This is a genomic window from Streptococcus tangpeifui (assembly GCF_044503215.1).
GTDB classification, from domain to species: domain Bacteria; phylum Bacillota; class Bacilli; order Lactobacillales; family Streptococcaceae; genus Streptococcus; species Streptococcus tangpeifui.
On sequence record NZ_CP172427.1, the window covers coordinates 361,223 to 373,712 of the forward strand.

Annotated in this window: 14 protein-coding genes and 1 pseudogene; 9 read left to right on the forward strand and 6 right to left on the reverse strand. The window is 39.7% G+C overall.

Annotated elements, in window-relative coordinates:
- Positions 1-16 precede the first annotated feature (16 nt).
- The 3 genes from ACFSN5_RS01815 (at position 17) to ACFSN5_RS01825 (ending at position 2,150) form a co-directional block, all read left to right on the forward strand.
- Entirely contained in the window at positions 17-430 is a 414-nt protein-coding gene (locus tag ACFSN5_RS01815; protein ID WP_165329329.1) for an acyl-CoA thioesterase, read from the forward strand.
- A gap of 54 nt (positions 431-484) precedes the next feature.
- Positions 485-1,300: a Cof-type HAD-IIB family hydrolase gene (locus ACFSN5_RS01820; RefSeq protein WP_165329330.1), complete on the forward strand. Its 816-nt coding sequence runs from the start codon at positions 485-487 to the stop codon at positions 1,298-1,300.
- A gap of 259 nt (positions 1,301-1,559) precedes the next feature.
- On the forward strand, positions 1,560-2,150 hold the full coding sequence (locus ACFSN5_RS01825) for a DUF4352 domain-containing protein (RefSeq protein ID WP_241154257.1): 591 nt from the start codon (positions 1,560-1,562) through the stop codon (positions 2,148-2,150).
- 845 nt (positions 2,151-2,995) lie between these two features.
- Here the strand turns inward: ACFSN5_RS01825 and ACFSN5_RS01830 are convergent.
- From ACFSN5_RS01830 to ACFSN5_RS01855, 6 genes and pseudogenes are all read right to left on the reverse strand, one after another.
- Positions 2,996-3,346: a hypothetical protein gene (locus ACFSN5_RS01830; RefSeq protein WP_165212688.1), complete on the reverse strand. Its 351-nt coding sequence runs from the start codon at positions 3,344-3,346 to the stop codon at positions 2,996-2,998.
- Positions 3,347-3,363: 17 nt separating this feature from the next.
- A complete protein-coding gene (locus ACFSN5_RS01835; RefSeq protein WP_165329331.1) occupies positions 3,364-3,597 on the reverse strand; it encodes a hypothetical protein in 234 nt (77 codons plus the stop codon).
- A gap of 640 nt (positions 3,598-4,237) precedes the next feature.
- Entirely contained in the window at positions 4,238-4,414 is a 177-nt protein-coding gene (locus ACFSN5_RS01840) for a hypothetical protein (protein ID WP_350018437.1), read from the reverse strand.
- A gap of 1,026 nt (positions 4,415-5,440) precedes the next feature.
- Positions 5,441-5,691 (reverse strand): annotated as a pseudogene (locus ACFSN5_RS01845) (hypothetical protein).
- 176 nt (positions 5,692-5,867) lie between these two features.
- Positions 5,868-6,125 (reverse strand): hypothetical protein, encoded by a 258-nt coding sequence (locus ACFSN5_RS01850; protein ID WP_165212692.1) that lies wholly within the window; start codon positions 6,123-6,125, stop codon positions 5,868-5,870.
- Positions 6,126-6,135: 10 nt separating this feature from the next.
- Positions 6,136-6,405, reverse strand: coding sequence for a hypothetical protein (locus ACFSN5_RS01855; RefSeq protein WP_165212694.1), 270 nt, complete (start codon positions 6,403-6,405; stop codon positions 6,136-6,138).
- A 430-nt stretch (positions 6,406-6,835) separates the two neighbouring features.
- On the opposite strand from ACFSN5_RS01855, the gene nagA reads away from it, so the two are divergent.
- From nagA to ACFSN5_RS01885, 6 genes are all read left to right on the forward strand, one after another.
- Entirely contained in the window at positions 6,836-7,984 is a 1,149-nt protein-coding gene (nagA, locus tag ACFSN5_RS01860; RefSeq protein WP_165329332.1) for an N-acetylglucosamine-6-phosphate deacetylase, read from the forward strand.
- Positions 7,985-8,239: 255 nt separating this feature from the next.
- Complete coding sequence (locus ACFSN5_RS01865; RefSeq protein ID WP_346773315.1) at positions 8,240-9,349, forward strand: S-(hydroxymethyl)glutathione dehydrogenase/class III alcohol dehydrogenase; 1,110 nt, start codon at positions 8,240-8,242, stop codon at positions 9,347-9,349.
- Positions 9,350-9,765: 416 nt separating this feature from the next.
- The gene (fghA, locus tag ACFSN5_RS01870) at positions 9,766-10,623 is read left to right on the forward strand and encodes an S-formylglutathione hydrolase (protein WP_165212700.1); all 858 of its coding nucleotides are present in this window, start codon (positions 9,766-9,768) and stop codon (positions 10,621-10,623) included.
- 467 nt (positions 10,624-11,090) lie between these two features.
- Entirely contained in the window at positions 11,091-11,507 is a 417-nt protein-coding gene (locus ACFSN5_RS01875; protein ID WP_165212702.1) for an SRPBCC family protein, read from the forward strand.
- Positions 11,504-11,962, forward strand: a complete 459-nt coding sequence (locus ACFSN5_RS01880) for a MarR family winged helix-turn-helix transcriptional regulator (protein ID WP_165212704.1) — start codon at positions 11,504-11,506, stop codon at positions 11,960-11,962. The genes ACFSN5_RS01875 and ACFSN5_RS01880 overlap by 4 nt, the downstream gene beginning before the upstream one ends.
- Complete coding sequence (locus ACFSN5_RS01885) at positions 11,955-12,371, forward strand: EVE domain-containing protein (RefSeq protein ID WP_165212706.1); 417 nt, start codon at positions 11,955-11,957, stop codon at positions 12,369-12,371. Before ACFSN5_RS01880 ends, ACFSN5_RS01885 begins: the two co-directional genes overlap by 8 nt.
- Positions 12,372-12,490 lie beyond the last annotated feature (119 nt).

A 12,490-nucleotide genomic window follows, 5' to 3' on the forward strand; every position in this document is an offset into this window, starting at 1 on the left:
CTAGAGAGGAAAAGTGATGAAAGGTTTTACTCATAAGGTTCAATACTATGAGACCGATCGGATGGGCATTACGCACCATTCCAACTATGTCCGTTGGATGGAGGAGGCGCGTGTCTATTTTTTGGATGAAGTAGGTCTCCCCTATGATAAACTAGAGGCTGACGGTATTATTTCGCCGGTTACTGCAGTAGATTGTCACTATAAGGCAACGTCAACATTTGCAGATGTTATCGCTATTGACATCAGTGTCAGTACACTTAAGGGAGCTAAACTGGGATTTGATTATGTGATGACGAATCAAAACGGGCAACTGGTTTGTCAGGCGCATTCGGAACATAGCTTTTTAGATAAGACTGGACGGTTTGTTGCGCTCAAGAAGGTTTATCCTGACTTTTATATAAAGGTCCAAGAAATGATCAAGCAAGGTTAACGGACACGTGTCACGGAAAATCAGTCTCCTCATGAAAATTAGAAAGAAATTAAGATGATTAAACTTATTGCTGTTGATATGGATGGCACTCTTTTAAACAGTCAAAAACAACTGCCTCCGGAAAACATTGAGGCTCTTCAGAAAGCTAGTCAAGCCGGTTACGATGTTGTCCTTTGTACAGGTCGCTGCCAGTCTGGCGTTGAACCCTATGCGAGGGAGCTAGGCTTGGGAGAAGACAAAGAATTTGCGATTTTGAACAATGGCTGCTCAACCTTTGCGCTCAAGGATTGGGGCTTGGTTGATTATGTGACGCTGAGTGATCAGGAGGTAAAGGAGCTATTAGATAGGGTCGCTGATTATGATAATATCTATTTAACCTTGACAGAGCAGGAACGCTTTTTGGTCTTTGCGGATCAGGTGCCCGAGATTGTCGCCTATGATGCTAGTTTAATTTTCACTCAGGCTCAGGCTATCTCCTGGTCAGACTTCCAAGCAGGGCACGGCCGTATTTTTCAAGCGATGATTATGGGTGATCGTGATGCTTTAGACCGTTTTCACGACGAAAATCGCCCCTATTTTGATCAATATTTTTCTCATGTCCGCAGTCAGCACTATATTATTGAAGCACTTCCTAAAGGTACAAGCAAGGCTTCTGGTCTCAAAGCATTAGCCCAGCAACTGGGAATCGATCGCTCTGAAATAATGGCTTTGGGCGATGCTGCTAACGATTTAGAAATGCTGAAATTTGTCGGCCACAGTGTGGCTATGGCCAATGCGGCAGACAGCGTAAAAGCAGTTTGTAACTACCAGACAGCCAGCAATGATCAAGCTGGTGTAGCTAAAGCTATTTATGAGTATGTGTTAGATTAAGGTACAAAGAAGTTTCTTACTTAACGAAAGTTTCTAACAGAAAGTGGGGGAGCTAAGCTAGAGTCTTTAAAAGACTTATGAAATGACAGTTATACTCCAAATTCAATTAAAAAAGATATGAAGCCTTGAATGTAGTAGTTATTTTTAAGGCTTTTTTATTTTAAGTTAAGAAATTTAAATGAAATCTTTTTGTAATCTATTGACAAATTATATATATATATATATAATATTTCTATCAATTAGATGGGAGTTCTAAGATATGAAGAAATTAAAAGGTTGCTTAAGTGTTATTGTATTGCTAATGGTAATTGGTGCTATTGGTAGTACATTTGGGAAAGATGGTGAGAGTAGTGCGAACACTAGCAGTGATTCTAAGGTACAAAAAGAAGTTACTAATACGATTAAATCTACTAAAAAGAAGGCCAGTCAGAAAAAGGCTCGCAAGACATACGGAGTTGGTGATGTTGTTAAAGTTGGAGATGTAGAATATACGTTCAATTCGTTATCACAAGCAACTAGCGTAGGCTCTGAATATTTTGGAGAGACTGCCCAAGGTGTTTATCTATTGGTAAATATTACTGTGAAAAATAATGGTAAAGAGTCTTTAAGTGTTTCAGATGATTTCTTTAAAATTTACAAGGGAGATACTGAATATAAATCTGATTCTGAGGCTTCTTTGTACGCTAATGATAATACTGGGTTTTTCTTGGAAGAAATTAATCCAGGAAATTCCGTAACAAGTACAGTAGCCATTGATGTTCCCCAAGATGTCGCAAATGCTAAAGGCCTGCAATTACAAGTTCAAACAGGTGTATGGGGAACTGAAAAAGCAAGAATTAATATCCAGTAATTCTATCTATGAACACGTATTAGATTAAAAGGTTTGGTTGTGTTCCAAGCCTTTTAATATTAGATTTGTTCGATAACCAAAACTGATATGCTAAACTCATGAAAACCGTATACGAAAGGCCCTAAAACTTTACTCAGAACATTTAAAATGATTAAGCTGAGTTGATTTGTGGCATTAGCAATTATGAAATGCCTTAGTTTTCGATCAAATCTATTATTTGAATAACAATGTCAATGTTAGGTTGTTGATTGGACACGCCTATGCTTTTAGTGCTTTTGAATATTAAAAAGAGAGAAGATGAATTTCGTCTCCTCTCGTGCTTTATTTATAAATTCCACACTGCAATTGGCAAAAAGTCGAAAATTTTGAAATAAACGGTTCAGTCATTTCAGTCGGATAGTTGTTATCTATTTTTGATATTGCCTTCGTCAGCTCTTTTATCTGAATAAATCCATACATACCTAATCTCGCAACTGATTTAAGTATTTTTCAGATTTGTTCATAACTCATTAGCCTAGGACTAAAACAGTTCATAGAGAGCCAACAAGACTGTTATCAACAAGACAGATGTGGAAGATAAGGCTTTTAATTTCTTGTTTTTAGAAAACTTGATAAAAATGGTATCTAGAACAACCAAAATTATCCAAAGGATAAAAATAATCACATATTTCATAACACTAATTAGTCAAACAATCTCCTGCTCTATAACTTAAAACTGAGAGCCATATTACCTTCAAACGATCCAGCTCCTGAAGGCCCTGAATCATTATCAAAAAATCCCCGACACCAATACGGAGGCGGGGAAGGTGAGGGAGATATTAGATATGCAGCTTAATATTTCCCAGTTATTTTTTTAAAAACAAATAAATGTTGATTAGCATTAGTAAAATGAAAAATACAACCGATAAACTCTTTGATATAGGCCACAAAACATAGGTTAGCGATACTGTACAAATTATCAAAGCAATTGCAGTAGCAATTTTTTCGTCATAGTTCTTTTTTTCCATAAAATCATTACTTTGCTTTTCAATAGTTTTATCCGAAAAAAATTGCAAAAGATTAACAGCTGTGATAGCAATAAATGCTGTTACTGCAATAATCTTTTGGTCTGACCAAAAACCTATGAGAAAGGAAAAAGCGACTAAAATCCAAGCTAATAGATCTACTATCCTTCTCAGTTTCCTATCTTTTATCATTCTCTATAACTCCACTATCAATGTCTGCTATAATAAATAGCAGCAGCACCTGCACAAGCTTCTGCACCAAAATATAGAGCTGCACCAACCGAATTAGTATATGCTATCCTTGCTGCTGCATAAGGGATCATTGCAAGAATAGAAGTTACAACTCCCTCTCCATTAAATCCGCCCTCTAAATTTGCTAGTGTATCCATATCCGCTACTTCAAATTTATCAAAAGCTGTTGTGTCTAGGAATACAATGTTCATTATAGTTTCTACTTGCGATAGATATTGGTAACTTTCAAAAGCTCAAGTTACTAATTACTGATTATTAATTCAAAGTTTTGCTTGAAATTTTTTCTCACACTTGAATCTTCAGGAATCCTCTGTAATATACAGGCAAAAGTTTATTTTCTTTTTTGCTTATATATTATATAAAAAATCGTAGCATATCCTACAAGGATAATAAATGTTACAGTAGAAATGAGTTCGGAGTGAGCCCAATTTAAGTAAAATCCCACCCCACAAAGTATTAAATAAGACACATAGCAAAGTAAAGGAATTAACTTTTTCATGGTAATCATAAATTCAAGCAGCTTACAATCTAGTTATTTAAACTTTATTATACCTAATTTATATAAAATAACAGATGCTGCAATTGCAACTAAAACACCAATAATAAAATACTTCATATTAATAACTCATCATCAATCCCAACAAGTAGCACCAGCAGCTGCAGTTAAGCACTCCTGCTTGTATGACCTCCTTCTGAAAAAGAGGCGATAAAGTCTGTATCTACAGCTTTAAAGTTATTAGGAACTATGTTGCTGTGTTCAGCATAAATCTTTCCTATTCTAATTAATATCTTTTATCAATATGTAGTTATTAAAGAGAGATGATTTAAGTTTTAGAGGCTCTCTTTATTTGTTGTAGAAAAAAGATAGTAAATTATTACTAAGGCAGAAGCAGATATATTTACAAAAAAAGCAGTTATTTTAGCTATTTTTGTACCAAACTTTTTTGAAAATTTACTAGCAGTACTAATAGAAAAAAGCCAAAAAAGAGCAATTATTAGTTCTTTCATTTAAAAGTTACCTGTTTTTAGTTAATCCGTCTCATTAAAATAACTTATCTCCTTGTTTTAAAGTTATCCAAAGGATAAAATAATCACATATTTCATAACTAATTAGTCAAATAAATCTCCTGTTCTGTATCCTAAAACTGTACCACTCACTCCCTCTGTAACACTACCAGCAATGGCTCCGAAAGTATATACCTTCGCTATTTCAATAACTCTATGATAAGACAATAGCCTTAATATGACCACTGTCTTCACAATATTTTTAGCCTAAAGCCTTGATAGGCTTGACAAATGGTAAAAAAGAGAGAACTACGATCCTCTCTCACCAGTGTTTAGTTATAAGTCGGCATCCACCAGAGCTGACAACTAAACACTTAGATCAAATAAGAATAAGAAATTATCTGATTTGGTTACTAGGTATTTTAACCTTTTTTACTTACAAAAAATTACAAAAGATTAATAGCTGTAATTGCAGTAAATACCACAATCGCCATCATTTTATGATCTGACCATAAAACTATTGTACTTGCTATCGCCATCATTAACCAAGCTATTAATACTACTACTCTTCTTACTTAATCTGTTATTTTATCTACTCCTAATTTAGTCCTGTATTACCTCTAATTAAAAATAACATAAGTACATACACCGAGAAATAGCAAAAAACTAATAAATGAGACAATTATATTTTTACTATAGTAAGAAATAACAGCCAATACACAGAGAATGAGCATCAGTGAAATTCCTGGGAATTTTTCCATAAATCCAGCTCCTAACGACCCTAAATCATTATAAAAAGGCCCCTGACACCATGATGGAGGCAGGGAAATCCAAGTGTGGACTACTTTTTTCTAAAAAGATAAAAAAACCTTATTGAGTAAATGATTATTATACTTAAAACCGCTAATGCCAGTAAGATAAACACAAACTTTCCAAAATGCTTGTTTGGCGAACAAACAGCAACAAGGGCTAATAAAACGATTAAATAGATCAGGAAATTTTCTTTTAAAAAATTTTTCATAACAATAATTAAAGCTGTGAACCAGCAATACCACAGGTAGTTCCTACTACCATTCCCTCACCAACACCGCCAAGAACAGCACCTACAACACTTCCAGCTCCTGGTTCTACAGCTGTACCGGCTATTAAACCTTTACCCGCACTGTCAATTACTCCACCTGCAAAGCCTATCGCAGCTCTCAAGCATTAAATTCACCGCCAATTTCTACAAGATTTTCACTATCTACAATTTCAAAATCACTAAATGCGATAGAATTCATGTCTACCTCCAATTTTGCTTACGGAAGATTATATATAGAACTGTACCATATCCTATAAATATAATAAACTCTATGATAGACCTCAGTTTAGAATACTCCCAATTTAGGTATAAAAATATCCCACAGAGTATCAAATAGCTTACATAACAAAGCAGGAGAACTAAATTACGCATAAGCTAATTACCCGATAAATATTGATATCCATCATAAATAAAATTAGCAGTTGTCAATACAGCAGTTGGAACTGTAAATAAAGCTGTTGGAGGAGCAGTGACCCCAGATACAGCAACAGCAAAATCAGCGGCCACGACATCCCACAAGTCATTTTGAAGGGTTTTTATGCTAGTTCCTCCTCTCAATTCAGCAAGGTAATCACACGGAGCTACCTGAAAATAATTACTGGCACTCGCATTTAATCCATTTGTATCTCTCATAACTTTACCTCTAATTAATTAATTTTTTAATATTGTTATTCGTGTCTAGTTCATTCCATTCATTATAAGTATAGTAGGCCCCAATCGCAACGCCCACCAAAGCTAACGGTGGGCAAGCAGCTGCAACAGCATATGCGCCACCGTATACACCTAACGCTTTAATTCCATCTGCAATACCAGAATGCCAATCAACTTCGCCACCAGTTATTTCAGAAAGAGCAGTAATATCTGCTATCCCAAAGTTTTCAAAAGCCATTGAGTCCAAAGCTAATGTGTTCATAACAATTCTCCTTTAAAAAAATTATGCGATTATTGTAACGCTTAAAATTTACTTATGCAAGGAAAATCAGAGTGATTTTGTAATTTTTAACACAAACAGTAATCATTTGAAAATAAATGACAATCTTTCTGATAATTATCATAAAGCGAAAAATCAGTGGTTTGAGCAGTGATTTGGCTAAGACTAGCTCGTTTGCAGAGATCTAGAAATTAACTCCATAATTTCTGTAGTTAGGAACCCTACTATGAAAATCATGGAGCTTTTGAGTCCTCTATCTATACGTCAAGGCCCTGTCTATCTTTGTTTTTCCTTAGATATTAGAATTAGCAGTACAGTTTATAAGATGACTGGTATATACCATTTACAAACTATCATAAAAGCACTATAATAAAAGAAAGAAAAACTCGTTGGAAGAGAGGAATAACAATAAATGGCAACCTACCTTAAGGCAGATCGTTTTTATTATGCTCATGAGACTAAGCCAGCTGGCTATCTTGAGTTGGTTGATGGCCGCTTTGGCCAGTGGACAGAGAATATGCCAAGTGCTGCTCAAGTTTTAGATTATACAGGGTATCAGATTGCGCCAGGATTAGTAGATACCCATATCCACGGTTATGCCGGTCATGATGTCATGGATAATTCTGCAGATGGTCTTCGCAGTATCAGTCAGCACTTGCCAGAAGCTGGGGTGACTTCTTTTTTACCGACGACTTTGACAGCTAGCAGTCAGCAGCTGGAAGATATCTGCGCGACTATCGCTGATGTATCGGGGTCTGAGACAGGTGCTAAGATTCAAGGAATCTACTTCGAGGGCCCCTATTTCACAGAGAAATATAAGGGAGCGCAAAATCCTTCCTATATGCGCAATCCTAGTTTTGAGGAGCTGGAGCGCTGGCAAAAGGCAGCTAAGGGGCTCCTGCGAAAAATCGGTCTAGCGCCTGAACGTGAAGGAACGGTTGAGTTTATCCGCAAAGCTACAGCTTCTGGGGTCATTGTTGCTCTGGGGCATTCTGATGCCAGCTATGAGGATGCTGCACAAGCCGTGCAAGCAGGTGCTAGTGTCTGGGTGCACGCCTACAATGGCATGAGTGGGCTGAACCATCGCGAGCCCGGTATGGTGGGTGCTGTTTATAATCTTGGGAATACCTATGCTGAGCTCATCTGCGATGGCTATCATGTGTCACCAGTGGCTTGTCAAATCCTCCTCAAGCAAAAGGGAACAGAGCACGTGGCCATGATTACCGATTGTATGTCAGCGGGAGGCCAGCCAGAAGGCGATTATATGCTAGGTGAACTCCCAGTTGTGGTTAAAGGAAAGACTGTTCGTCTTAAGGATGGGGGTAACTTGGCAGGGTCTATTCTCAAGCTTAAAGACGGACTCAAAAATGTAGTGGATTGGGGCATTGCCACTCCTGAAGAAGCAGTTCACATGGCAACTTACGTTCCAGCTAAATCCGTTGGTCTGGAAGAACGATGCGGTCAGATCAAGCTTGACCTGCCAGCTGATTTTGTCGTTCTCAAAGATGATATGAGTCTAGTGGCGACTTATATCAATGGAGAAAAGGTTTGGGGCGAATAGGTGGATCGACTATCTTTTAATTTTTGGCACTCACCCCATAATGCTGGTAGCAGATTTTTGCACCAGCTTTTTTCTTTTGCTAAAATATGTAGCAAGAAAGCGGTTTAGGTTAGAGCAATAGGAGCTGTATTTAAAGGAATTAATGTGGTTACTTTTGGTCCGATCCCGATACACTCTTAATGGTGCTCCCTCCCCCCTTTTGGTTGTTAAATCATTTACCTAAATTGATAGATGGAGGAAATTATTATGGAATTTATGAAAACACGCGCAGCCGTGGCTTGGGCGCCTAATGAGCCTTTGAAGATCGAAGAGGTTGATCTGATGATGCCCAAGGCGCATGAAGTCTTGGTTCGTATAACAGCAACAGGGGTTTGCCATACAGATGCCTACACACTTTCAGGTAAGGATAGTGAAGGGGTCTTTCCGTGTATCTTAGGGCATGAAGGGGCTGGTATTGTCGAGGCAGTCGGTGAAGGCGTAACGGAGTTTCAGGTCGGCGACCACGTCATTCCGCTCTACACAGCTGAGTGCGGTAAGTGTGAGTTTTGCTTATCAGGCAAGACTAATCTTTGTTCAGCTGTCCGTGAGACCCAAGGTCGTGGTCTTATGCCAGATGAAACGGTGCGTTTTTACAAAGACGGTCAGCCTATCTACCACTATATGGGAACGTCTACTTTTGCAGAGCATACGGTGGTTGCTGATGTGTCCTTGGTTAAGGTACGCGACGATGCCCCTCTTGAGGAAGTCTGTCTGCTTGGTTGCGGCGTGACGACTGGTATGGGGGCTGTGCTCAATACAGCCAAGGTTGAAGAGGGCTCAACGGTTGCCATCTTTGGTCTGGGCGGTATTGGCTTAGCAGCCATTATCGGGGCTCGTATGGCTAAGGCCAGTCGTATCATTGCCATCGATACTAACCCTGATAAGTTTGAAAAAGCTAAGGAGCTTGGGGCGACTGACTTTGTCAACCCTAATGACTATGATCGTCCAATCCAAGAGGTTATCATCGAGATGACTAATGGTGGGGTGGATTATTCCTTTGAATGTATCGGAAATGTCGAAGTCATGCGCTCTGCCCTGGAAGCTTGTCATAAAGGTTGGGGAGAAAGCATCATCATCGGGGTTGCTCCAGCAGGTGCTGAAATTCATACGCGTCCTTTCCAACTGGTTACAGGTCGTGTTTGGCGCGGTTCAGCTTTTGGCGGTGTTAAGGGAAAAACAGACCTACCAGGTATTGTCGATCAATACATGGATGGAGAGTTTGCGCTTGATGACTTTATCACTCATACCATGCCGCTTGAAGACATTAACAAGGCTTTCGACCTTATGCATGAAGGCAAATCTATTCGTACCGTTATTCATTACTAAGATACCACTGACTTACTCAAACTGAGAGTGGGACAAAAATCAGTAAATCGTGATAAAATCACGACTTTGATTTTCTTCGCTCTCCCATTTTAAGGCTCAGGTAGAAATCCTCCACTGGAGCATTTCAATCCCACCACCACAAGGTTGATTAGGTAAGTCGCTGTCGTGCATACGACAAGAGTTACCAATCAACTACTGTGAAAAAGGATGGGGAATCACAAGATTCAAGGAAGGCGAGTCTTTTTTTACAGGAGTGTAGGCGTGTTCAATTAAACCAAGATATGGCAGAGGCTTGTTATCTAAGTGCTTTACACTTGATAACAAAGGCCAATAACTCTCAACTAGTGTCGCAATAACAGACAGCAGTGCCTTAGCTAGCTAAGTGCATTCTAGTTATCAAATATTTACTTAAACCTATGAAAAATCTAGAATTAATTTCAAGCAACCGTTCATTTGGCGGTCAACATCAACGCTATACGCATTTGTCAACCAGTACCAAGACGCAGATGACCTTTGCCATCTACCTGCCACCTCAAGTAGAAGAAGGAAAAAAGGTCCCTGTTCTTTATTTCTTATCAGGTTTGACTTGTACAGATGAAAATTTCTCGACCAAGGCAGGCGCTCAGCGATGGGCCGCTAAGTATGGCCTAGTACTCGTTATGCCAGATACTTCACCGCGCGGTGAAGGTGTAGCAGATGCAGAGAGTTATGATCTGGGGCAAGGAGCAGGCTTTTATGTCAATGCCACTCAGGAACCTTGGGCTAAGCATTATCGCATGTATGATTATGTGGTAGAGGAGTTGCCTGATTTGATCGAGGCCAATTTCCCAGTGACTGATCAGCGTTCGATTTTTGGACACAGTATGGGTGGTCATGGGGCTCTTCAGATTGGTCTCAAAAATCCTGAGCGTTATGCGGCTATATCAGCCTTTGCTCCTATCGTTAATCTTATGGAGGTCCCTTGGGGGCAGAAGGCTTTCACCGCCTATCTCGGTAAGGATAAGAAAGCTTGGGAAGTCTATGACAGCACCCGGCTGCTGGCTCAGGTGGATCCTGATAAGTGCTTGCCGATCTTAATTGATCAGGGACTGGCAGATGGCTTTTATTCTGAGCAGCTCCAGCCTGAGCGTTTTGAAACAGTGGCTAAGGAGCGTCAGCTTCCTGTCACTCTTAATCTGCATGCCGGTTACGACCATAGCTATTACTTTATTGCCAGCTTTGTGGAGCAGCACCTTGCTTTTCATGCCAAGCATTTGGGGTTAATGGAGGATTAGTCTTTGAGCAATGAGAGATTTTAGAACAATCGTGTAATTTTTAGAGAGCAGTTTGGACTGCTCTTTTTTGTTGCTGTCTAATAATTCTACCGTGTCAAAATATAACATGAAATGCTAGTTATCAAAAGGTGGGATCAACCTAAAAATTGAAGATCTTGTTTCTTATCACTCCCTAATTTTAAGGTGGTAACCTAAAACAGTCTCTCTTCCAGAACGTTTCACTCCTATCCTCGCATATTTGACTTTGCGGCCACAGGGGAGCTAGCCAGTAGTGGTTCATTGGTGCTAAGCACCTCATAACTGTGCAGGAGCAAGACCAAGTTGGCCTAGCCAACAAGTGTTGCTTCCGATCACTGCGCTAAGGGCTTACTCCAAAACAGGAATACTGGATGAGTTTTAGCTCAGCCTCTTGACTAATATTGTAAGTTAACTTATAATATAAAAACTTATGAAAAGGAGGAGTTTTTATGAAATTTTCTTTTGAATTGGCTGTCAATGCTAAAAAAGAGGATGCTTGGGTCTACTATTCTCAAGTTGATCAGTGGTTTGTCTGGGAGGGTGATTTGGAACAGATTGCTTTGGACGGTGCTTTCACTACAGGACAAAAAGGGAAAATGAAGCTGGAAGGCATGCCTGAACTTGCGTTCACTTTGGTTGAGGTGCGTGAAAATCAGTGTTTTTCTGATGTAACAGCAACGCCTTTTGGCAACGTTCTCTTTGAGCATGAGATACTTGAAAATCCTGCTGGTGGCATTAGCCTGAGACATTCCGTTTCTTTGACAGATGGTGATATGACAGAAGACGCTTTGGCCTTTTTGAAACAGATTTTTGACGATGTGCCAGAAAGCGTTGAAAAATTGAAACAGACTTTGGAGACAGCATGACAACGGTTTTTCATTCCCAGTATGCGGACAACCACCAGGAATCGACGGGTCTTTTATTTGCTCGGGTCTACAATGCCTGGCATAGCCGAGTAAAAAAAGCTTTGCAAGAAGTTGAACTGACGCATCCACAGTTCATTATTCTGACGAGTTTAGGGGCTCTGGAGATGAAACAGGATTGGATTACTCAGGTCAATTTAGCCGCTTTTTCGGATATGGATGTGATGACGGTCTCTCAGGTTCTCAAGCTCTTGCTAAAAAAAGGCTTAGTTGAGCGGCGGGAGCATCCGCAGGACAGCCGGGCAAAAGTTGTCTTTCTGACTGATGCAGGCAGAGAACGCATGAATCAGGCTTTGCCTCTCGTTGAGGCAATCGATCGCTCTTACTTTGGTCAGTTGGACAATCAGCTAGCGGACTTCAATCAGCTTTTAATAAAACTGGAGGAAAGAGATGGTTAAATTTTGGGTCGGAGTGGTTTCGGGAAACCATGTCCAACGCGGTGTTGAAGGTGAATTTTGTCAAGTTTGTCATGGCAAAGGCGGTCCCTTGAAACGCATGAAAAAAGGAGACTATCTGCTTTATTATAGTCCCAAGGTGGCGCTGGATTCTGATCAAAAGTTGCAGGCTTTCACAGCTGTGGGTAAAATGAAGGATGACAGGGTTTATCAATTTGAAATGGCACCGGACTTTATCCCTTTCAGGCGGGATGTTGAGTATTATAGGTCTATTCGTCCCTGCCCAATTGAAGTGGCAAGGCAGCATCCAGACTGGAAAGCTTATGCCAGTCAGTTGCGCTACGGGCATTTTGAAGTCAGTCGAGATTTCTTTATGTATATTTTTGAGTGGATGAAGGTTGATGCTACCTAGACAGTTTGATGATTTTTTGCTATAATACTCGTCAAGAAAGAGGGGCTTATAGGCATTTCTCAAGCGAGCTCAGGATAGTGAAAGCTGGGTGTGGTGCGATAAGCAACTGGCGCTTTCTG

Bases quoted from the DNA above. Each gene is read 5' to 3' on its own strand.
- ACFSN5_RS01815 (WP_165329329.1), top strand. From the start codon at position 17: ATGAAAGGTTTTACTCATAAGGTTCAATACTATGAGACCGATCGGATG.
- ACFSN5_RS01820 (WP_165329330.1), top strand. From the start codon at position 485: ATGATTAAACTTATTGCTGTTGATATGGATGGCACTCTTTTAAACAGT.
- ACFSN5_RS01825 (WP_241154257.1), top strand. From the start codon at position 1,560: ATGAAGAAATTAAAAGGTTGCTTAAGTGTTATTGTATTGCTAATGGTA.
- ACFSN5_RS01830 (WP_165212688.1), bottom strand. From the start codon at position 3,346: ATGATAAAAGATAGGAAACTGAGAAGGATAGTAGATCTATTAGCTTGG.
- ACFSN5_RS01835 (WP_165329331.1), bottom strand. From the start codon at position 3,597: ATGAACATTGTATTCCTAGACACAACAGCTTTTGATAAATTTGAAGTA.
- ACFSN5_RS01840 (WP_350018437.1), bottom strand. From the start codon at position 4,414: ATGAAAGAACTAATAATTGCTCTTTTTTGGCTTTTTTCTATTAGTACT.
- ACFSN5_RS01850 (WP_165212692.1), bottom strand. From the start codon at position 6,125: ATGAGAGATACAAATGGATTAAATGCGAGTGCCAGTAATTATTTTCAG.
- ACFSN5_RS01855 (WP_165212694.1), bottom strand. From the start codon at position 6,405: ATGAACACATTAGCTTTGGACTCAATGGCTTTTGAAAACTTTGGGATA.
- nagA (WP_165329332.1), top strand. From the start codon at position 6,836: ATGGCAACCTACCTTAAGGCAGATCGTTTTTATTATGCTCATGAGACT.
- ACFSN5_RS01865 (WP_346773315.1), top strand. From the start codon at position 8,240: ATGAAAACACGCGCAGCCGTGGCTTGGGCGCCTAATGAGCCTTTGAAG.
- fghA (WP_165212700.1), top strand. From the start codon at position 9,766: ATGAAAAATCTAGAATTAATTTCAAGCAACCGTTCATTTGGCGGTCAA.
- ACFSN5_RS01875 (WP_165212702.1), top strand. From the start codon at position 11,091: ATGAAATTTTCTTTTGAATTGGCTGTCAATGCTAAAAAAGAGGATGCT.
- ACFSN5_RS01880 (WP_165212704.1), top strand. From the start codon at position 11,504: ATGACAACGGTTTTTCATTCCCAGTATGCGGACAACCACCAGGAATCG.
- ACFSN5_RS01885 (WP_165212706.1), top strand. From the start codon at position 11,955: ATGGTTAAATTTTGGGTCGGAGTGGTTTCGGGAAACCATGTCCAACGC.